Consider the following 21,935-nt stretch of genomic DNA (forward strand, 5'->3'; position numbering starts at 1 on the left):
CAATATAACGCCCCGATGCCCGGAGAGCAATGCCAAACCCCGACGCCCCAGACAGCCATTCCCCCCCGGCAGGGTCTCCCGACCAAACCGCGCCTGCCCGTCTGGCGCGGCAGACCCAGACAGTGGCGGGGGCGACCATCATCTCCCGGCTTCTGGGCGTCGTGCGTGAGCAGGTGATCGCCTACTACTTCGGCGCCGGAGCCGTGACCGACGCCTTCGTCACGGCCTTTCGCATACCGAATCTGCTGCGCGATTTCCTCGCGGAAGGGGCCTTTTCGGCCGCATTCGTCCCGACCTTCTCCACGGTTTTGAAGCGTGATGGTCGGGACGGAGCCTTCGCATTGCTCAACTGCGTGCTCGGTTTGTTCGTCCCCTTTCTGATCGTGCTGTGCGCACTGGGGATCGTGTTCACGCCCCAGATTGCCTCGCTTCTCTCCGGCGGTGTGGAGGCGACACCGGGTAAGATCGCTCTGTTGGTGCTCCTCGCGCGCCTGATGTTCCCGTTTCTCCTGTTGATCGCGTTGGCGGCGGTGCTGATGGGGTCGCTCAACGCCCTGGCGCGCTTCGGCGTCCCCGCATTGGCGCCCGGTGGATTCAACCTCGGCGTGATCGGTGCGACCATTCTCCTCGCCGGTTGGGTCGAGCCGCCGGTTTTGGCCCTGGCGTGGGGCGTGCTGGCGGGCGGCCTTCTGCAATGGGCCGTGCAAGCGCTGGCCATGCGCCGGGTGGGGTTTCGCCACAGGTTGCGTTGGGGATGGTCCGATCCCGATGTGCGGCAGATGCTGCGGCTCATGGTCCCTGCCCTCATCGGGCAGGCCGCCGTGCAGATCAACATCTTTGCGATCACCCGCTTCGCCTGGACATTGGGTGATGGCCCGGTGGCGTATCTCAACTTCGCCTTTCGCGTGCTGTTTGTGCCGTTGGGTGTCTTTGCCGTGGCCGCGGCGACCGTGGGTCTGTCGCGCCTGTCGGAGCGAGTGGCCTCCGGGGATGATGCCGGCGTGCGGGCGATCTTCCATCAGGGGGCACAGGCGGTTCTGTACCTCGTGACACCGACCGCCGTCGCCTTCATGCTGTTGCCGCAGCCGATCTGCGCCGCTCTGTTTCAACGGGGAGAATTCGGCGCCGATGCGACCCTGCACACGGCGCGCGCGCTGGCATACTACTCTCTGGGTCTGCCGGCGATGGCGTTGATCCGTGTCACCGCCCCGCTGTTCTACGCCCACAAGGACACGCGCACGCCGACATGGTGTGGGATCGCCTCAGTGGTCGCCAATCTCGTGGGCATGAACTTGTTGGTTGGTCCTTTGGGGTATGCCGGGCTGGCCCTGTCGGTGGCCGGCGCCGCCACCATCCAAGTCGGCCTGTTGCTGTTGCTGGCGCGGCGCCGCTTCCACGGTCTCCGATATTCGCCGCTGTTCCTTCATCTCGTGATCTTCACCGCCGTGTCATTGGCGAGCGTTGGGATCGGCCTGTGGCTTCTACGCCGTGGTCTGTTGACATGGGTGCCGCTGGGTCGACTGGGACGCACCGTCGCGACGGTCGCCATTGCCGCCGGGCTCTATATCGGGACCACTTGGTTGTTGGGGTATCGGCAGTTGGGGGGACGTCGTCGTTCCGGCTGACGTGGGCACGCAATGAAAATCGACGGCGCGCCCAAATCCGCTGCGATCGTCGCTGCCCGGGGGGCGCGCCATCCCGCGCTCCTTGTGGCATGTTGTCTCGCCGCGGGAATAGCGATGGGCGATCAACTCGGGTGGCAGCCCGCTCTCTGGCTGGTGTTCACCGGGGTCCTGACGATTCTGACCGCATGTCTCTGGCTTTTCAGGCGCCTGTCGTGGCCAATGATCTTGTCATCGATGCTCGTGCTCCTCGCGCTCGGTGCCTGGCGGATTACCGTGGAGCAGGAGGGACGTCCCGCTGCCGGCGTGATCGAGCTGACCGATGCGCACAAGGTCGTCGGCGTCTTCGGACGATTGGCCGGAGTGCCGGTGATGAAGAACGGCGGCTGGCGCGTCGCGTTGGACTTGCACGCTGTCGGCGGCGGCGCAAGCACTGCACCCCTCCGAAGCCGGGTCCAACTGTCGACCACGCATTCCTTGGCCGGGTTTCGGCTGGGCGATTATGTGCGCTTCCAGGGACGGTTCTCCGCGCCGTTCGTGCGTCGCAATCCCGGTGGTTTCGACTACGCACGGCATCTGTATCGTCTCGGCATCGACGCGACAGTCACCCCGCGTGGAACACTGACACATTGGCCGCAGCCGGAGGCGATGTGGTCCCTGGCCAATCTGGTCGAGCCGGTCCGCCGCTGGGTGCGTGGGGTCTTCACGGCGCACCTTGCCGCGGAGCCAGCGGCGTTGATGCTGGGGTTTCTCCTGGGTGACACTGACCGCCTCCCCCCCGACGTGTTCAATCTCTTTCGCGAGGCGGGGGCCCTGCATCTGTTGGCCGTGTCGGGGACCAATGTCTGGTTGATGATCGGCGTTTTCTATCTTCCCTTGCGGCTGTTGCCGCTCGGGCGGCGACTGCGTGCCCTCATACTCGTCGCCGGCGTCATCCTCTTTTCCTATCTCACACGCAACGAGCCGTCGGTCGTGCGGGCCTCGCTGATGGTCGTGTTCGCGCTGGCGGGCCGGCTGTTCTGGCGTCCGGTTCACCTCCTCAATGCCGTGGGAGCTGCAGCGATGATGATACTCCTGGTTGCTCCATCCCACCTGTTTCGCGCCGGATTTCAGATGTCGGTGGTGGCGGTCATCGCGATCATCGTGACCGTGCCATATGTGCGGCAGTCGCGGCTTTGGCCGCAACGGCGCTGGCTACGGGCTCCCGTGGTCTTGGCTGTCTCCTCGCTGGCCGCGACCGCTGCCACCATGCCGATCACGGCGGCGCATTTCGGTGTGGCGACGCCGGTTGGAGCGCTGTCCAGTCTGGTGATGGTGCCCCTGGCTGGGGTGACCACCCAACTCGGCGTGGCCCTTCTGGCCGCGCATGCACTCTGGGGACCGCTGGCGGGATGGGTGGCCTGGGCGCTCTCGCTGACGCTTGCCGCGACGGTCGCATGTGCGCGGTTCTTCGGCGGTGCCATGGGGGGGATGATCCCGTGGTCGTCGCCGTCAATCTGGGTCGTACTGCACTGCGTTGTCCCGGCCGTTCTGATCCTCAACTGGCGCCATCGCTATCGCTGGTGGCGGCCTTGCGCCTACTATCTGACGGCACTGTTGGTTGGGCTTGGTGTTCGGACGGCGGTGTCGACGCCGGAACCGTCCGCCAAACTCGCCTTTCTCGATACGGGGAGGCAACGGGTGGCGGCGGTCGCGTCCGGGGATAGCGTCGTCTGGTTGGCCGACGATCCCGGAATCGATGCCGAATTGCAGCAATGGGTGGTGGGGCCCTTTGCGAGAGCTGAGCTTGGCGCTCCACCGCCGTCCGGTTGGATGCCATGGCGCCGGGCCGTGGAAGCCCATTCGACGATGGTGACTCCAGCGGGAAGCGATGCAATGGCTTCGCCGCGCCATTGGCGACGTTTCGTCTCTCCGCTGGAAGGGACGGTGCTCGATCATCGGGTTTGGGCTGATCAATGGGCCACTCCCGAAGACACCGTGATTCTCATTCGTGATTGGCCGGATGATGATTCCGGGCTCTGCCGTCGTTTGGCCGCCGTGACCGGCCCGGGCCACGTCGCCATACTACCCTGTTTTGCGGCGACTTCATGGCTGCGAGCGGCGATCGACGTCCTCCGTCCGCGATGTGTCGTTCTCTATGGGAACGAAGCCCCGCGGAGCTTGCTCAGCGGAAATCTGTCGTTTTGGCGGCTCCGCTATCCCTCCATCGCCTTCCACTCCACGGTGGTGCATGGTGGGGTGGTCCTCACGTGGCAACGCCATGGCGTGCGCGTCACTCCGACGATCACTGATGCGGCACCGGGCCCAGCCGGGCCTTCCACGTATTAAGACCGCCGCCGTTTGCCCCGATAATCCAATAGAGGTACCCGACCATCACGCCGGTGCCGGCGTTGAGGTTTGGGCGGGACAGTCGATGAGCTTTGCCGGGAATCTCAAGACCGTCTCATTCGGAGACGTGCTGCAACTGATCTCGACCGGTCGCAAGACCGGGGCGCTGCTGTTGCAGCGTCCGCAGCGCAGCAAGAAGGTCTTCTTCCGCAACGGCGACATCATCGCCGCCTCGTCCGATCCGCCCGTCGACGAGGAACGTTTGGGTCAACTGCTTTTGCGACGGGGACACCTGACGGATCTGGACCTGGAGCGCGCGCTGAAGCGCCAGAGATCGACCAATCGTCGACTGGGGCAGATCCTGGTGGAGTTGGGCGTCGTCAGCCGGGATGTGATCACGACCTCCCTGCGTGCCCAAGTGGAGGAGATCGTCTACAGCATCTTTGGCTGGCCGGACGGCGAGTTCCGTTTCATCGAAGGAGAGGCGCCGGAGTCCTCGCAGATACTGGTCGATCTCAATGCGCTCAACGCCATGATGGAAGGCGCCCGTCGGTTTGACGAATACTCGGAGATCGCCCATGCACTGCCGTCGGAAGATACGGTGCTGCGGATCGTTCCATCCCCCCATCTGACACAGTCGGAAATCGTGCTGTCGGCGGAGGACGTCGATGTGCTGGCAGCGGTCGATGGGACACGTTCGGTGGGGCAGATCGTCGGTGCCGGAGCGTATGGGGAGTACGCGGCCTCCAAGTCGTTGCACAAGCTGTTGTCCTCCAGTCTGGTGGCGCCCTGTCCGGAGATGGCCGATGCCACACGTCGCAAAGCGGACGAAGGGGAGGTCTATTCTGTCGTACTGAAGCTGTACTCTCATGCCCTCGAGTCGATTCACAAGGTGCTCGTGGATTACCTTGGCCAGGCAGGTGAGCGCGTGTATTTCCGGCTCCCGGAGAGTTGCCCGCGCGACTCGTGGGGGATCACGGCCGCCTTGATCGACATTCAGGCCGCGAAGGACCCGGAGGGATTTCGGGAGCGCGCGCGCAAGATTCCCGCCCCGGTCCGCCTGCATCGCGTGCTGGACCTCGCGGAGTGTCTTCTCGCCGCGGCGCTTGGCGCACTGCGTGACCGGCTTGGGCCGCGCATTGCCAACGGGGTCGTGGCGGTGATCCAGAAGGATCTGGCGTTCTATCTGGCGCAGAAACGCTCCCTGGTGGAAGAGTACGACATTCAGACCGAATTCTTGGAAACACTCAAGGGGAAATAGACCATGCTGGCGCAAGCAATCGTTATGATCGGGGAGTTGATGTCCGGGTCACAAACCGGTGCGTCAACCGTGGAATCCGGAGACACGGCGTTGCCACCCGGTTCGTTCTTGCTGGGTGCCCTCGCACTCCTGGTTGTGTTCGCCTGCCTTCTGGCCGCGTTCAAGGTCCATACCGCCATCCGCGGCGGTCGATTGGGACAGGGATGGCTCTTTCTGACATTCGGCTTCACTGTGCTGGGCAGCGCGCAGTTGCTGCTGTTCATCGGGCAAGTGGGTCTTGTGCCTCTCTGGCTGGTGTGGGTCGACGCCCTCCGGGTCGTATCGCTGCTCCTGCTGTTGATCGGTGTCAGCCGTATCCGGAAGGTCCTGGCGTGATCTTCCTGTCGGCGACGATCTGCCGTGACGGCAACATCTTCGCGTCCCATGCCTTCCCGGCCATGGCCCCACGCCAGGCCACTCGAGTCTTGGCACTTCGCCGGTAAAGTCACGCCGCGCGAAAGTCGATATCAATAATTGTCCTATGAGAAGACTCCCGCTGCAGTCGGAGGGCGACTTTCCGGCGCATCGGGGGCGGGCTTGGGGTCCATCGTCACCGGAACCGTATGCTGAGCGTTGCACACCTCGACGAGCGCATTGAGAAGTGCCTGGCGATTCTGGCGGACAATCCGCATTCGCAGGTCTTTGCCGCGTTGGCCGAGGCCTACCGCAAGCGCGGCGACTTCGGCCGTGCCTTTTCGATCTGCCGGGGCGGGTTGAAACACCACCCGAACTACGCTCCGGCGCACCTCGTGCTGGCCAAGTTGTACCTGCATCAGGGGATGGTGGTGGAGTCGTTGGCCTCTCTGCAACGTGCGGCAGAGATCGACGGCGCGACGCGAGCCACCGATTTCGTTGAGGCCGAGATCCGCCTGGCGATGGGGGACGTCGAAAGTGCGCGCACCATCATCGATCGTCTCCGCGCCACCGACCGCCACGATCCCGTCGTCAAAGATCTCGGTGACCGTCTCAAGGGGCTTCAACAGGCCGCCGCCTCTGCATCGTCGCACATCGCGGAGTCGGCGCCGCCGGTGACCACCAGGACAGAGTTGCTACCGGGAGATACCGTCGAGTCGGCGACACACTCGATCATCGACTGGCCCCAATGGAGCAGCGTCGTGCGGGAGCAGCCGCACGTGACCTGTGCCTTTGTGTTTGTGCCGTCGGATCCGGCCGGCGGCGCGGCGACCGTGGAGGTCGAAGCGCCTCCATCGCCATCGCCGATCGCCATGGTCTGTGCCCGTCTGTTTCAGGAGGCAGGGGCAGAGCTGAGCCGCGCCGGTGGGGGCAGTCTCGACGAATTGCGCGTCGAACACCCCGGCGGCGAGGTCTGGTGCCGTCGCTACGGCGACCGTGTCGTGGGCTTCGCCGGCGATGCGGGTCTGTCGTTTGGCGCCGTGCGCCGGATTGCACTCAACACGGCTGAACGCGTGAACGCATGCACTGTCGATTCGACATCAACCTGTTGACGAGGATGACGGAATGCCCAGCGCCCCAAGACGTCGCGCCGCCGCCCCCGGCGTTCTGGTTCGTCAGACGGTTCTCTACACCGGCGCGGTGATCGCCGTGCCTCTGATGCTGTACCCCCGGCGGTTGGGGTTCCCCTCCCTCGAGTTGAACCCGACTTTGGGCGTGCTGGAGTGGGGCTTCTATCTGGGCGTGTTCGTTGTCGCCGGCCTGCAGGTCTCCTGGTCGACGCGCATCGTGGCGGCGGGGTTCACGGTTCTTTACCGGTTGTTGACCGGTGTGTTCTTGGGCACGTTGATCGTCGCGGCTCATGGCCGTCCCTGGGGCGCGACGATGTTCGAGATGATGTGGTCGTACCCTCTGGCGGTCATACCACAGGTGCTGTTGGCGCCGATCGTCCTGCGACCGGTGTGGGAGCGACTGTTGGTTGATGGGATGGCCCGTGGCGCCCGCCGCCCGGTCACTTCACAACGGCGCGTTGTCATCGGGGATCGCACCGGGCTCCGTCCGTCCGCCTCGGCGGCCCGGCTGGCATCGACCATGCCGCCGACCAGTGCGAAGCCGTACGAGCCGTCACTCGATGATGCCGTTTCCTATGTCGGTGAGTACGACGGCGTGCGGATGTCCTGGATTGTGGACGGTGAGGGGCTGCCGCTGGCCGTGTGGCAACGGCAGCAGTATACCGGCGATGCGGATTTCTGGGCTCCGGTGGCGGTGGAGATGACGGAGTTTCATCGTCGGCGGTTGTCGGCGGCTGGACCCTGCCGCCCCGAGCGGGTGGAGGTCCGCACCGATCAGGGGCGTGTGATCGTGGAGGCGGTCGGGGGGTATTGGCTCGGCGTCCTGACCGATCCGGACGCGGATGAACTGATCAACCTTCGCCTGGGCCGCGCGCGGGAGATGGCGGCCAGGAGTTTGCAGGAGAACGGTCGCCGGTTGGTGGGCGCCGGGGAGGTTCGCCATGTATGAGACGTTGTCGCAATTGAACAAGACCACCGGTGTGACCGGCAGCATGATCGTCGGCAATGACGGGATCGTGATTGCCGCGGACCTGGACGAGAAATCGGACGACGAGACGCTGGGAGCGCTGGCTTCATCGATTGCCGCCACCGTGCGACGTTCGATGTCGGAGTTGGGGGCGCAGGATTTCTCCCAGATCACGGTGGAGGCCGAGAACCAGAAGATCTTCCTGACCGACGCGGGGGTCGGCACTTTGGTGGTGACCACCGAGCCGCGCGTCAACATCGGTTTGGTGCGTCTGGAGATCCGCAACGCCGTGCAGACGATCCAGCGCGGTTGACGGCGTCGCATCCACCACAGGGCGTTCACCCGGAGAGAATAGACACCTTATGGTTGCGATCAACTATGCGTTTCGCGAGATCAGCTGCAAGATCGTCTACTACGGTCCGGGGTTGTCCGGCAAGACGACGAACCTGCAGTACGTGCACGACCGGGTGCCGGCCAAGTCGCGCGGCGAGTTGATCAGTCTGGCCACCGAGGCCGACCGTACGTTGTACTTCGACTTTCTGCCGATTCACGTGGGGGACATCGGCGGCTTTGCCACGAAGTTCCAGTTGTACACGGTTCCGGGGCAGGTCTTCTACAACGCCACACGGAAGCTCGTGCTGCGCGGCGTCGACGGCATTGTCTTCGTAGCGGATTCCCAGCGCGCGAAGATGGATGAGAACGTCGAGTCGCTGGCCAACATGTACGAGAATCTGCGCGAGAACGACATCGATCCCACGCAGATCCCGATCGTGATGCAATACAACAAGCGCGACCTGCCCGACATCGCGACGGTCGAGGAACTGGAACGCATTCTGAATCCGGAAGGACGGCCGTACACCGAGGCGTGCGCGGTGGAGGGGATCGGCGTCTTCGACACGATGAAACGCATCACCAAGCTCGTGCTCGAGGACACGAGACGACGCACGTCGGGGGTGACGGGCACGGTCACGCCGCCGCCGGCGCGGGGTGTCGTGGGACCGGTGGTGTCGGCCGCGGTCGGCGACGGGGCGCGCGTGATCGACTTTGAACAGTCCTCCCCGGGCATTGCCGTGGCGGCTCCTTCCGCCTCCGTCGGGGAACCGGCGGCGACGGCATCCGGGCCGATACGGGTTGCGCCGACGGCGGGAGACTCGCAACGGGAGACGTCCACGGCGCCTCCGGCAAGGCAACCGTCTGTGGCCCCCCGTCCGGAGGGAGCGACCATCATCGCGGCCCAGCGAAGCACACGCATACGCCGTCGACAACGATCATTCTTCGACCGCCTGTTCGGGTGGTTGTTCGGCCGTTAGGGGAGGTTACTCATGTCCTCGGGAGCATTCGTGCTATACGATGAGCAGATCGACCGGATCAACGCCGCGATGCTGCGCCTGATCAAGAAGGCGGAGGCGAAGTGCGCCCTGCTGGTGGACAAAGACGGGCATCTGATCACGCGGCAGGGCTTCACCCAGTCGCTGGACACGACGGCGCTGTCGGCTCTGCTGGCCGGGAGCTTCGCATCGACGCGGGAGATCGCCCGACTGGTCGGTGAACCGGAGTTCTCCGTGCTGTTCCACCAGGGCAAGCGGGATCATATCCACATTTCGCTGGTGGGCGACCGCAGCATCCTGGCGATCGTGTTTGACGACCGGACAACGATCGGCATGGTGCGGCTATACGCCAAGGAAGCGGCCGACCGGCTCAAGGAGTTGATTTCCGCCTCGGTCCAGAAGGAAGCCCAGCTCGATCCGGACTTCGAGCTTCACGCGGGCGCGAAGATCGACAGCATGTTCAAGGAGTGACGCCGGACCCGTCGACAGCACGGAGGCTTGACCGGACTGTGGACTGGGGTGACCGCGCCCGAATGGTGACACGGTGTCTCAGGAACTCGGCCACATGCTGGTTCAGGCGGGGCGGATCACGACGGCCCAGCTTGAAGAAGCACTGAAGACTCAGCGGGATTCCGGTGAGAAGTTCGTTGACATCCTCGTGCGGATGCGCGCGGTTGCCGACGAGGATGAACTCACCCATTTCATCGGCCGTCAACTCAACATCGGCGCGCTGCGCCTTTCCGACGTCGAGCTCGATCCCGACGTCATCAAGCTGATTCCCTTCGACATCGCCCGTCGCTTCAACGTCATCGCCGTGTCCCGGGTGGGCAAGACCCTGGTGGTGGCGATCTCCGACCCGCACAACATCTACGTTCTCGATGCCATCAAGTTCATCACCGGGTGCACGATCCAGCCCGTAATCTCCCCCGAGCGCGCGATCGCCCGTTCGATCGACCAATACTATGGCGACGCGGGCGGCATCGGTGATCTGATCAAAGGGTTGGAGGATGGCGAACTGGAGGTCATCGAAGTCGAGGAACAGCTCGACGACATGGATCTGCAGTCGCAGGTGCAGGACAAGCCGCTGGTCAAGCTGGTGGACAAGATCATCATGGAGGCGATCCACCGCCACGCTTCCGATATTCACATCGAGACCTACGAGAAGCGCATCCGCGTGCGTTATCGCGTCGACGGCACCCTGCGGGAGACGCAGCCGCTGCCGTTCAAATATCGCGCGGCCATCGTCTCGCGTGTGAAGATTATGGCCGATCTGGACATCTCCGAACGGCGGTTGCCGCAGGATGGGCGCATCAAGATCAAGATCGGCAAACGCGCGGTCGACCTGCGCGTCTCGGTCCTGCCGACGATCTTCGGGGAGAAGGTCGTCATGCGTATCCTGGACCCCGAGGCGCTGATGGCCGACCTGACCAAGCTCGGTTTCCCGGAAAATGCCCTGAACAACTTCCGCAAGGCGATCAGTCTTCCGTACGGCATGATTCTGGTCACCGGGCCGACCGGCTCGGGCAAGACGACGACGCTCTACTCGGCGCTGAAGACCCTCAACCGCCCGGAAGTCAACATCCTCACCGCCGAAGACCCGGTCGAGTTCAACTTCGAGGGCATCAATCAGGTCCTCGTGCGCAGCGACATCGGGCTGACGTTCGCGGCCTCGCTGCGTTCCTTCCTGCGCCAGGACCCCGACATCGTGATGGTGGGAGAGATCCGCGACGGCGAGACGGCGGAGATCGCCATTCGCGCGGCGCTGACCGGGCATTTGGTCTTCTCCACGCTGCACACGAACGACGCCCCCTCGACGGTGCACCGTCTTGTGGACATGGGCGTACCCAGTTACCTCGTGGCCTCGGCGACCAAACTGATCATGGCGCAGCGAATGACCAAGAAGATCTGCACGGGATGCCGCGAGGAAGTCCCGGTGACCGACGAGCACATCAATGCCCTGTCGCTGTCGCCGGCGGAAGCCAAAGGTCTGCGCGTCTTTGCCGGCAAGGGATGCGCCGAGTGCAATGGCACCGGATTGTCCGGGCGGACGGGTATCTTCGAGGTCATGTTGATCACCCCGGCGCTGGAGACCATGATCCTGCAAAACGCTCCGGTCGAGACCATACGGCAGCAGGCGATTGCCGAGGGGATGCAGACGCTGCGTTCGGCGGCGATCGAGAAGATGAAGATCGGGCAGATCCCCTTTGAGCAGGTGCTGGCGGAGTCGGCCTGATGCTGGGCCTCCAGTCGTCTGATGATCCGCTTGGGATGTTGTGCCGCGGGTCTTCAGACCCGTGCTGCCAGCCCCCCGACAATGGGGACCCACGGGTCTAAAGGGCCTGTTGAAAAAGCTCGCGTTCCCGTGGCGCCGGGTGCCCACACCCGGCGCAAGTGACGGTGAATCACGGTCGGGTGAGGGCACCCGACCGCACATCTGCTCCATTCGGGCCTTGTTCAACACTCCCTAAAGACCCGTGGCACCCGGTATCCGGGTAGGACTGATTCCCAGCACGTCAGAGTCAAGTGCGCCCCTTGGGCGGCCGATATTGGTAAAGAAGCGCCAAAGGTGGATTGGTAGGTCGCGGAGGGGAAGGCCGCAGCCGATTATCTATGATGACATTGCGTGAATTGCTGGAGTTGATGGCGGAGCGCCGCGCCTCCGATCTGCATCTGACTGTGGGATCGCCCCCCCAGTTGCGGATCGACGGGCGCTTGGTCCGGCTGGAGGGTGAAGTGCTGACGCCGGATCAGACCAAGAAACTCGCCTACAGCGTGATGAACGAGAAACAGCGCAAACGCTTCGAGGAAATCTGGGAGCTTGATCTGTCGTTCGGGATCGAGAATCTGAGCCGGTTCCGCTGCAATGTCTTCGTGCAGCGCGGCAACGTCGCCATCGCCATCCGCCAGATCCCCTTTAAGATTTCCTCGTTCGATGAATTGGGGCTGCCCAAGGTCGTGGCCGATCTGGCGAACCTGCCCCGGGGTCTGGCCCTGGTGACCGGGCCGACCGGCTCGGGGAAGTCGACGACACTGGCGGCACTCATCGACCGGATCAACCGCGAACGCTACTGCCACATTCTCACGGTGGAGGACCCGATCGAGTACCTCCACCGCCACCAATGCTCCGTGGTCAACCAACGCGAAGTGCACACTGACACGACGTCCTTCGGTTCGGCGCTGAAGTACGCATTGCGTGAGGATCCCGACGTCGTGCTGATCGGCGAGATGCGCGACCTGGAGACGGTGGAGTCGGCGCTCAATATCTCGGAGACCGGCCACCTGGCCTTCGCGACCCTGCACACCAACTCCTGCGCCGAATCGGTCAACCGCATCATCGATGTCTTCCCGGTCAACCAACAGGAGCAGGTGCGCGTCACGTTGTCGTTTGTGCTGCAGGCGATCGTTTCCCAGCAATTGATTCCCCGCATCGGCGGCGGCCGCGTGGTGGCGCTGGAGATTCTCATCTGCACGCCGGCCATCCGCGCCTGCATTCGTGACGATAAAATCCACCAGATCTACTCGCTGATCCAGGCCGGGCAGAAGTTCGGCATGCGCACGATGAATCAATCACTGGCCGAGCTGTACATGTCCCACAAGATCACTTACGGCGACGCGGTGGCGCGATCGTCCAGCCCGCAGGAGTTGGACGACACCATCGCGCGTGCCCGTGACAGCGGCGTGCGTCTGGGAGCCGCCGTGGGAGGAGAACGTGCCGCAGTTTGAGTACAAAGGCAAGACGCTGGCCGGAACCGCAGTGGCGGGGGAGATCAAGGCCAAGGACCGGGCCGAATTGGACCGTCTCTTGCGCCGCAAGAAGATCATCCCCACCGCGGTCAACCGCAAGCCGTCGCAGCTCAACATTCGCATCGGGACCGGGGTCAAGAAGGTCCACATCTCGCGGTTCACCCGGCAATTTGCGACGATGATCGGCGCCGGGCTGCCGATGGTGCAATGCCTGGACATTTTGTCCAAGCAAATGGAGTCGGCCGAGTTGCGCAACGTGGTCGGCCAGATCAAGGATGCCGTCGCGTCCGGCTCGACCCTGGCCGAGGCGCTGGGGAAGCACAAGAAGATCTTCGACGACCTGTACGTGAATATGGTGGAGGCCGGGGAAATCGGCGGGGCGCTGGACACGATTCTCGTGCGTCTGGCGAATTACCGCGAGAAGGCGGATGCCTTGATCCGCAAGGTGCGTGGCGCGCTGGTGTACCCGTCGGTGATCGTGGTCGTGGCCATCGGCGTAACCTTCGCCATGCTCACCTACATCGTGCCTGTCTTCGCCAAGATGTTCTCCAATCTGGGCGCGGCGCTGCCGGCGCCGACGCAGATCATTCTCAATATCTCCCATTTCCTGCGGGCCAATCTGCTCAAGATGTTTGTGGCCTTCGTGGCCCTTGGATTCGGCTTCCGCATGGCGTTGCGCACCGAGCGCGGGCGGTTGGCGTTTGACCGGGCCATCCTGAAGGCACCACTGATCGGAACGCTGATCCGCAAGAGCGCCGTGTCGCGGTTCACGCGCACGCTGGGGACGCTGCTCTCCTCGGGTGTTTCGATCCTCGATGCTCTGGAGATCACCGCCAAGACCGCCGGCAACCGCGTGATCCACGATGCGATCCGCCGCTCGGTGCTGGCGATCGCCGAGGGCGACACCATCACCGGGCCGTTGCGCGAGACCGGCGTCTTCCCGCCGATGGTGACGCAGATGATCTCGGTCGGCGAAAAGACCGGCGGCCTCGACGACATGCTGGGGAAGATCGCCGACTTCTATGACGAGGAGGTGGATGCCGCGGTCTCGGCTCTGACCTCGATCATCGAGCCGGTGATCATCGTGTTCATGGGCGTGGTGATCGGCGGCATTCTGATCGCGATGTACCTGCCGATGTTCGACATCATCGGCAAAATCCAATAGGATGCTCAAGCAGGAATCTGACCTGACGCGCCGTTCGCCGTGAACACCGGCGGACGGCGCCCGTCGCTTGTGCCAAAGCCGTGCTGGTCTATTCGCGTCGCCATGGCTCCATCGAAATCCGTCCCGCCTGGGTGATCGGCATGCGGCTGGTCACGCTGGCGGTGACGGCGGCCGTGGCCCGCCCCCTGTGGACCGATGCGTCGCTCCATGCGTCGGTGCTGGTCTATGCCGGGATGACGGCGGTGGCCGTGCTGGCGCTGCTGTCGTCGCGGCGCCGGCATCGGCCGATTCTTCTCCCCACGGCCCTGGCACTGCAGACCGTCTGCGAGATCCTCGTCATCTCGCAGGTCGTCTATCTGACCGGGGGGCTGAGATCCCCCTCCCACTCACTGTACATGATGACGATCGTGTCGGCGGCGCTGTGCTTCCGACTGGCGGGGACACTGGTCGTGGCGGCGGTCGCATCGGCGTCGTTTGTGACGGCGATCTGGGTCGGGGCCGGACATCAGGCCGGCGTGCTCTGGTCGCGCGACTGGTTCGCCGCCATGCGTCAACTGTCCGACCAGGACTTCTATACGGTCTTCCTACGGCTGTGCATCTTCTTTCTCTGCGCGTTCGCGGGGGGATACCTCGCCGAACGGCTTCACACCAAGGACAAAGCGCTGGCGCACACCTCCGAGGCGCTGCAACTGGCCAAATGGGAGACCGGGGACATTCTCAAGCATCTGCGCTCGGGGGTGCTGACGCTCGACATCGCCGGGCACATCGCCTATTTCAACCGCGCCGCCGAGGAGATTCTGGGGCTCACTGAGCGGCGTGTCCGCGGGCGGCCGATCCGCGAAATTCTCGGGGCGCATTACCCCGAACTCGCAGATCGGCTGGAGTGGGTGCTGGCCTCGCAACAGATGGACATCCGCACCGAGCTTCTGCTGCGACGACCCGATGGCCGGGTCATCCCGGTCGGGCTCTCTACATCAGTCCTCAGTGGGACCGGCGGTCGACCGCGCGGCGTGATCGCGGTCTTTGCCGATCTGACCGAGGCGAAGCAACTGGAGGAACGGGCACGGCGGCAGGATCGGCTGGCCGCCGTGGGTGAGCTTTCCGCCGCCATCGCCCATGAGATTCGCAACCCCCTGGCGGCGATCTCCGGCTCGGTGGAGGTGCTGCGGAGCGAGTTGGATGTCGCCGATGAAAACCGCAAGTTGCTCGAGTTGATCATCGCCGAGTCGGCGCGTCTCAACAAAATTCTCAGCGACTTTCTGCTCTATGCCCGTCTCAGTCCGGTCGTCACGGGCCGGGTCTGTGTGGCGACGGCGTTGGACGAGGTGCTGGAGATCGCGCGTCGGCATTTCCGTCGCAATGACGGATCGCCTCCGGTCGATCTGCGCACCGACGTCGCCGACCGCGCGCTGACCGTCGCGGCCGACCCCGACCACCTCAAGCAGATGCTGATCAACCTTGTCTTCAACGCCGTCGAGGCGTGCGCGGACAGACCGTGTACCGTGACTGTCCGCGTGCGCAGCTTGGGTCCGACACCAGAGTGGTCGAGCTTCCGTGAACCCGTGGCGGGCAATGGCGACGATTGGGTGACGATTGCGGTCGTCGACAACGGCGGCGGGATTCCCGATTCGGTCATGGAACGGCTCTATGAGCCGTTTGTCTCCTCGAAGCCGAGCGGGACAGGGCTGGGGCTGGCGATTGTGAAACGCCTGGTCGACAGCGCCGGCGGCCGCATCCATGCCGAAAGCACCCCCGGCCTCGGCACGACCTTCACGGTTCACCTCAAACGCTGCCCGATGGTCGCGCCGACGCGGGCCGCGGTCTAAGGAGGACGGACATTCTTGTCTGTCCAGGACAGGCAGGGTCACGTTAGGCGACCGAGAATGCCTGTCCTCCTGACGTCACCGATGCGGACAGGGGGCTTTCAGCCCCCTGATGGTGGGTCCAGAGGATCCACCCTACAATTGGCCGTTGAGGACAGGGAGCTTCCAGCCCCCTGATGGCGGGCAAAGCCCGCCCTACAATCCGACAACACACGTTCCCCTGTCATCCCGAGTGAAGCACGGCCCGGAGGGTCGGGCGAAACGAGGGATCTGCTTTCCACGCCTTGGTAAGATCGAAGAAACAGCAGATCCCTCGCTGCGCTCGGGATGACAGAATGGTGGGTACAAGCGAGACCGTGCGTATGTTGCAGACTACGCGATGAGGTCTTTGGAGGTGCGGGTCAGCCCTTCAGGGTGAATCCTTCAGGATGAACCCTTGGGCTGACCTTCGGACCCAACGGGTCCGAGAGAGCACAGCCGCCGGCGCAAGACATCGCCCGCTTGCGCGGGCGAACGTCAGCCCAAGGGCTGACGGGCACATGAAGTTCCGAATCGACGATGCTATTGCTTCGGCAGATTGCTGACGATGTCCTGGCTTTGGGAAACGAGGTTCTGGAATCTCGCAACAAATCCGTTCCGTCGATCCCTCACCTGTTGCGGTTGTTGCGGTTGTGCGCTCTGCGCCCATTGCTCGTTGCCCCTCGCTTCACGACATGCGGAACGGACGTTTTGGAAGAAATCAACCAACTGCGCACGATACGATTCCTGCTTCAGGAGAAACAACCATCCGCGATTCGACTCGAAGCGAAACGTCGCACTATCAATGTCGTCGAGGGAGCCGAACGGAATGTACTGAAGATTCGGCACGTCCTTGGTGATTTGTGCAATCGTCCTCGCAATGGTATCGCTCTCTCTCTTGATCAGCTCCCTGAACAGCCGTTTGGATCGCCAATCTCCGATCTTGAGGCGCAGGAATTCCATAGCAAGACTCACAAACAGGGCCAAGACCGCCCCGAGAACCACATGCCACGTTTGTTCCATCCGTATCCTCCTTCCCTGTATCTACTGCTACAACCCATACTCCCTGATCTTCCGGTACAGCGTTCGCGTGCCGATGCCGAGGAGACGGGCGGCCCGGGAACGGTTGCCGTGGGATTCCTTCAGGGCCAAAGCGATGCGGTCGCGCTCGACCTGCTTCATCGAGGCGAAGTCGGCGTCCTCTGAGTCGCCGGAGGACAGCAATCTCAAGCGGTCGACACGGCGCTTGAGATACTCAAGATCGCGCTTGAGTTCGGAGAGGGCGGCAAAGATCATCTCGCGTTCGACATTCTCGGCGCGACGGCCGGTCACGACGGGGAGATTGAGGGGTGTGCGGACGGTTTCCAAGAGCGTCCCGACGTGATCGGCATTCAGAACGTCGTTCGGATGCCCCTCGCGGGTTCCGCTCGGGATAAACCGCACCTGCGCGCGTTCGATGAAGTTGCGCAGCTCGCGGACGTTCCCCGGCCAATCGTAGTCGAGCAGGCGGACCAGCGCGGATTCATCGAGGCGGTCGATCAGTCGCGACGGCGGTCTGCCGGCGGCCAGATGATGCGCCAGCAGCGCGGGGACATCGCTGGGGCGCTCGCGCAGGGGACGCAGCGTCAACTGCACCACGGCCAGGCGATAGTACAGATCCTGCCGGAAGGCACCTTCGATAACGGTGCGTCCCAGGTCGCGGTTGGTCGCCGCGACGATGCGGAAATCGACTGGGATCGCCTTCGTGGCGCCGATCGGCCGGACCTGACGTTCCTCCAGCACACGCAAGAGGCGCGCCTGCAACGACGGTTTGGTTTCGCCGATTTCATCGAGGAAGATCGTCCCGCCCTCGACCGCCTCGAAGATCCCCTTCTTGCGGCCGAAGGCATCGGTGAAGGCGCCCTTCTCATGGCCGAAGAGTTCGCTTTCCAGCAACGTCTCGGGAAAGGCGGTGCAGTTGAGCGCCAGAAATGCCTTCCCGGCGCGGGGGCTGTTGTTGTGGAGGGCGCGTGCCGCCAACTCCTTGCCGGTTCCCGATTCGCCCTCGATCAACACAGTCGTGTCGGAGCGCGATGCGGCCAAAAGCAAATCGGAGGCGGCGCGCAACGATTGCGACAATCCAACCCAGCCACACCGGGCAACGTGCTCGCGGTCGGCGAGGATCGCGCCGATGCGCGACCGCAGACGCGCCGGTTCACAGGAGCGCATTACGGCCGCGGCAAGACCCCAGCGATCATGCACGGCGTCCTCCGGCGATCCCAGCTCTTCACCGGCCACGAGAATGTCCGCGATAGGAGCCCGCAGACGCAACTTCACGGCAAGCTGGTCGGTTGACAGGCCGCCACCCGTGGGGTCAATCAGGAGGACATCGGGTGCGCCGTCGGCGAGCCGACGCAATGCCGTCAGAAAACCATCGACCGCGGTGTGCGTGCCGCCGAGCGGTTGGAGCGCTTCACGCCACGATCGCGACAGTTCGCCATCCGCGGTGATGGTCAGGAATTGGGGATGAATCTCCGGCATTCGCAATGCCCCTGCTTGACGCCTGCGACGTTGTGATGATAGGCGTTGGAGGGGGTGATTGGCAAATCGGGAGTTGGGCTTGTTCCACGACTCCCGTGGCCGACGGATGCCGTGGAACGGAGACAATTCCCTCACCCGCCTGCCTGCGGCGGGCGACCTCTCCCGTAGGGAGAGGTTACCATTCCCCCTCGCCCTCCGGGAGAGGGTTGGGGTGAGGGAAGCCATGGCCAACTGGTGGACGTGTAATCAGCTTCGGTGGTGCGGGCGTCGGTGCATGGAGTGTCTGGCGGTGGTTGCCGCCGGGGAATCGGCGAGGACCAGATCGATCTCCCGCCGTTCGGCGTCGGTGCGAACCAGACGCACCCGAACCTGATCGCCGAGCCGGAACGTGCGGCCGCGACGGCGCCCCTTCACGCGCCAGCGCTCTTTTTCCCAGGTGTAGTAGTCGTCATCGATCCCGGAGAAGCGCACCAGCCCATCGGCGCCGATCCCCGACAGGGTCACGAAGAAGCCGAATTCGAGGAAGCCGGAGATGATGCCGACGAACTCGTCACCGAGATGCGACGAGAGGTACTCCAGTTGCTTGATGCGCACCGATTCGCGTTCGGCCTCCTCGGCGAGACGTTCGCGTTCGGAGGTCTGCCGTCCGATCGCCGGTAGCGCGGCGCGCGCCGTGTGCTGAGCCGCCGTCCTCCAACTTCCGGTGGTGATCCGCTTCAGGTGGCGATGGACCCAGAGATCGGGGTAGCGACGGATCGGCGAGGTGAAGTGGGCATAGTGCGGGAAGGCAAGCCCGAAGTGGCCGATGTTCTCGGGTTGATAGACGGCCTTCATCAAAGAACGCAGCAGGATCTGGTGGATCATTTCCTTGCGCGGATCGTCCTGAACCGAGTCGAGGAAGCGCGACAGCTTGCGCGAGGTCACCGTCTCTTCGGCGGAGAATCGAAAACCGAGCGTCTCCACGAATCCCGCGAATTCCGCCATCTTCTCCGGCGCGGGCGGGGCATGGACGCGGTACAGGCAGGGGAGGTTTCGCCGGAGGAAACGGTGCGCGGCGCACTGATTGGCCACGAGCATGAACTCCTCGATCAACTGCGTGGCGTCATTGGCGTGACGCAACTCGATGCGCTCGGGGCGACCATCCTGGTCGAGGATCACCTTGGGCTCGGGGACCTCGAGATCGAGACTGCCATTGGCAAAGCGACGCTGCCGCAGGAGCTGCGACAGCCCGCGCATGTCGTCCAGCGTCAGGGCGAGCGGCGCGATCGTCCGGCTTTTCTTTCCCGCCGCGAAATAGTCCATCACGGCATCGTAGCTGAGCTTGGCGCGGGAGTGGATCACGCTCTCGCAGAACTCATAACGCACGATCTCACCGGCATCGGTCAGATCGATCAAACAACTGACGGTGAGGCGGTCGCGCCGCGGCCGGAGACTGCACAGGTCATTGGACAGCCGTTCCGGGAGCATGGGAATCACGCGGTCCACGAGATAGACGGAGGTGCCGCGGTCGTAGGCCTCGCGGTCGAGCGCACCTGCTTCCGGAACATAGTGGCCGACATCGGCGATGTGCACGCCGAGACGCCAGTGACGGCCATGACGCTCCAGCGAGACCGCATCGTCATGATCTTTGGCGTCGGCCGGGTCGATCGTGAACGTGGTCAGGTCGCGGAGATCCTCGCGCCCGCGCAACACGGAAGGGGAGAGGTCGCCCTCACAGGCGCGGGCCTCCGCCAGGGCCTCGGCGGGGAAGCGGCGCGGCAGTTGATATGCTCCGATAATACGTTCGATATCCACACCGGGCTCATCGGGGAAGCCGAGCACGTCGGTGATCTTCCCGGAGGGCGTGGCGTCAGGCGACGCCCATTCTGTGATCTGCACGACCACTTGTTGGCCGACCGTCGCGCCCTTGGCCGCGCTCGGGGGGACATGGATTTCGCGCAACGGGTGGGGGGCATCGGGAACGACATAGGAGAAATGCCGCGCCTGATGATAGATGCCGACGATCGGTTTGTTGCCGCGCGCCAGTATCTTGATGATCGCCCCTTCCGGACTGGGGCCATCGCGCTCGGCGTGGAGACGAACCAGCACACGGTCGCCATCGAGCGCGGTCATTCGATCGTGAGGACGGATGAAGACCTCCTGCGGCAGCGGCGCGGCCGGGTCGATGGGCTCCGCATCGAGGCGGCAGAACATGTGGGCGCCGCGGCGTACTGCGGCGGTGCCGACCACGAGGTTCAACGGCTTTGGTGGTGCCAAACGTCCACGCTTGAGGCGTACGAGTCGGCCCTGGGCGACCAACGACTTGACGGCGGTACGAAACGCGGAGTAGTCCCGCTCGGTGATTCCCATCGCGCGCGCCAACTCGCGCGCGCGGACAGGGCGACCGATCTGATCGGCGAGGAAACGGATGATGCGGTCGGCATCAGCGTGCATGGACAGCGGAGTCTCCGGGTGGCACGGACAAACCCTCAGGGACCAACGCCCCTGAGGGCTTGTGCGTGGCACACCGATGGGTCGAACGAGGTCTTTGTGCCATGGTCTTGGTCAGGAGCACAGGGCTCCTGACCTACGAATGCAGGAGAAGCCAAGGCGTTCCGCGCCCGTCAGTCGCGGCGGCTGCGCATCAGCACCTTGCTGTACTGGCCCATGTTTTCGAGCACCTTGCCGGTGCCGCGCACGACGCAGGTCAGCGGATCATCGGCGACAATGACCGGGAGATTGGTTTCTTGGCGCAGGCGTTTGTCGAGCCCGCGCAAGAGCGCGCCGCCGCCGGTGAGGATGATGCCGCGATCGAGGATGTCGGCGGACAATTCCGGTGGAGTGCGTTCCAGCGACTGGCGGACCGCTTCGACGATCGCATCGACCGGCTCGGAGAGCGCTTCGCGCACCTGGACGGATGAGAGCTTCATCGTCTTGGGCACGCCGGCGATGAGGTCGCGTCCCTTGATCTCCGTCGACTCCTCGCGGTCCAGCGCGAACGCCGACCCGACGCGGACCTTGATGTCCTCGGCGGTCAGCTCGCCGATTAGAATGTTGTAGTTCTTCTTCAGGTAGAGGACGATGGCCTCGTTCATTTCGTCGCCCGCAATGCGGATCGACATGTTGTTGACGATTCCGGACAGGGCGATCACCGCGATCTCGGAGGTGCCGCCGCCGACGTCGATCACCATGTTCCCGGAGGGTTGGTCGACCGGGAGGCCGACGCCGATGGCCGCTGCCATCGGCTCCTGCAAAAGGTAGACCTCGCGGGCACCGGCGTTTTCCGCCGAGTCGCGGACGGCGCGCTTTTCCACCTCGGTGATTCCGGAGGGGACCGAGACCACGACCTTCGGCTTCATCAAGTACCGGTGACGGACGACGCGGCGGATGAAGTCCGAGAGGAGTTTCTCGGTGATTTCGAAGTCGGCGATGACGCCATCCTTGAGCGGCCGCACGGCGCGGATTGCCTCGGGTGTGCGTCCCAGCATCTCCTTGGCGGCGGCGCCGACGGCCAGGATGCGTCCGGTCGAGACCTCGGTGGCGACGACCGACGGTTCGTTGAGTACGATCCCGACGCCGCGGACCCACACCAGAGTATTGGCGGTACCGAGGTCGATGCCGATGTCGCTGGAAATCAGATCGAAGAGTCCCACGGTG

Annotated in this window: 16 protein-coding genes and 1 pseudogene; 13 read left to right on the top strand and 4 right to left on the bottom strand. The window is 64.0% G+C overall.

The genetic code is table 11. The annotated features are described in order from the left end of the window. Positions 1-29 precede the first annotated feature (29 nt). From murJ to AB1792_06615, 13 genes and pseudogenes are all read left to right on the top strand, one after another. Positions 30-1,625, top strand: coding sequence for a murein biosynthesis integral membrane protein MurJ (gene murJ / locus AB1792_06555; protein MEW5701873.1), 1,596 nt, complete (start codon positions 30-32; stop codon positions 1,623-1,625). A gap of 12 nt (positions 1,626-1,637) precedes the next feature. Beyond that, positions 1,638-3,950: a ComEC/Rec2 family competence protein gene (locus AB1792_06560; GenBank protein MEW5701874.1), complete on the top strand. Its 2,313-nt coding sequence runs from the start codon at positions 1,638-1,640 to the stop codon at positions 3,948-3,950. A gap of 85 nt (positions 3,951-4,035) precedes the next feature. After that, the gene (locus AB1792_06565) at positions 4,036-5,211 is read left to right on the top strand and encodes a DUF4388 domain-containing protein (GenBank protein ID MEW5701875.1); all 1,176 of its coding nucleotides are present in this window, start codon (positions 4,036-4,038) and stop codon (positions 5,209-5,211) included. A gap of 3 nt (positions 5,212-5,214) precedes the next feature. Next, complete coding sequence (locus AB1792_06570) at positions 5,215-5,586, top strand: hypothetical protein (GenBank protein MEW5701876.1); 372 nt, start codon at positions 5,215-5,217, stop codon at positions 5,584-5,586. Positions 5,587-5,813: 227 nt separating this feature from the next. Further along, a complete protein-coding gene (locus AB1792_06575) occupies positions 5,814-6,716 on the top strand; it encodes a tetratricopeptide repeat protein (GenBank protein ID MEW5701877.1) in 903 nt (300 codons plus the stop codon). A 13-nt stretch (positions 6,717-6,729) separates the two neighbouring features. Continuing rightward, entirely contained in the window at positions 6,730-7,683 is a 954-nt protein-coding gene (locus AB1792_06580) for a hypothetical protein (protein ID MEW5701878.1), read from the top strand. Then, positions 7,676-8,014, top strand: coding sequence for a roadblock/LC7 domain-containing protein (locus AB1792_06585; protein ID MEW5701879.1), 339 nt, complete (start codon positions 7,676-7,678; stop codon positions 8,012-8,014). Before AB1792_06580 ends, AB1792_06585 begins: the two co-directional genes overlap by 8 nt. Positions 8,015-8,063: 49 nt before the next feature. Then, positions 8,064-8,642, top strand: a pseudogene (locus tag AB1792_06590) (GTPase domain-containing protein). Between the two features lie 381 nt (positions 8,643-9,023). After that, complete coding sequence (locus tag AB1792_06595) at positions 9,024-9,500, top strand: roadblock/LC7 domain-containing protein (GenBank protein MEW5701880.1); 477 nt, start codon at positions 9,024-9,026, stop codon at positions 9,498-9,500. A gap of 73 nt (positions 9,501-9,573) precedes the next feature. Next, entirely contained in the window at positions 9,574-11,262 is a 1,689-nt protein-coding gene (gene pilB, locus AB1792_06600; protein ID MEW5701881.1) for a type IV-A pilus assembly ATPase PilB, read from the top strand. A gap of 377 nt (positions 11,263-11,639) precedes the next feature. Further along, a complete protein-coding gene (locus tag AB1792_06605) occupies positions 11,640-12,752 on the top strand; it encodes a type IV pilus twitching motility protein PilT (protein ID MEW5701882.1) in 1,113 nt (370 codons plus the stop codon). Then, entirely contained in the window at positions 12,739-13,938 is a 1,200-nt protein-coding gene (locus AB1792_06610) for a type II secretion system F family protein (GenBank protein MEW5701883.1), read from the top strand. Before AB1792_06605 ends, AB1792_06610 begins: the two co-directional genes overlap by 14 nt. An 80-nt stretch (positions 13,939-14,018) precedes the next feature. Further along, positions 14,019-15,764 carry an ATP-binding protein gene (locus AB1792_06615; protein MEW5701884.1) on the top strand — a complete coding sequence of 582 codons (1,746 nt, stop codon included), beginning with the start codon at positions 14,019-14,021 and terminating at the stop codon, positions 15,762-15,764. Between the two features lie 558 nt (positions 15,765-16,322). Here AB1792_06615 and AB1792_06620 read toward each other — a convergent pair. From AB1792_06620 to AB1792_06635, 4 genes are all read right to left on the bottom strand, one after another. After that, the gene (locus AB1792_06620; GenBank protein ID MEW5701885.1) at positions 16,323-16,742 is read right to left on the bottom strand and encodes a hypothetical protein; all 420 of its coding nucleotides are present in this window, start codon (positions 16,740-16,742) and stop codon (positions 16,323-16,325) included. An 87-nt stretch (positions 16,743-16,829) separates the two neighbouring features. Further along, positions 16,830-18,299 (bottom strand): sigma-54 dependent transcriptional regulator, encoded by a 1,470-nt coding sequence (locus AB1792_06625; protein MEW5701886.1) that lies wholly within the window; start codon positions 18,297-18,299, stop codon positions 16,830-16,832. A 246-nt stretch (positions 18,300-18,545) separates the two neighbouring features. After that, positions 18,546-20,732 (bottom strand): ribonuclease R, encoded by a 2,187-nt coding sequence (rnr, locus tag AB1792_06630; GenBank protein MEW5701887.1) that lies wholly within the window; start codon positions 20,730-20,732, stop codon positions 18,546-18,548. A gap of 170 nt (positions 20,733-20,902) precedes the next feature. Further along, positions 20,903-21,931 (bottom strand): rod shape-determining protein, encoded by a 1,029-nt coding sequence (locus AB1792_06635; protein ID MEW5701888.1) that lies wholly within the window; start codon positions 21,929-21,931, stop codon positions 20,903-20,905. Positions 21,932-21,935 lie beyond the last annotated feature (4 nt).

It is taken from the genome of Candidatus Zixiibacteriota bacterium (genome assembly GCA_040752595.1).
In the GTDB taxonomy this organism is placed as follows: domain Bacteria; phylum Zixibacteria; class MSB-5A5; order WJJR01; family WJJR01; genus JACQFV01.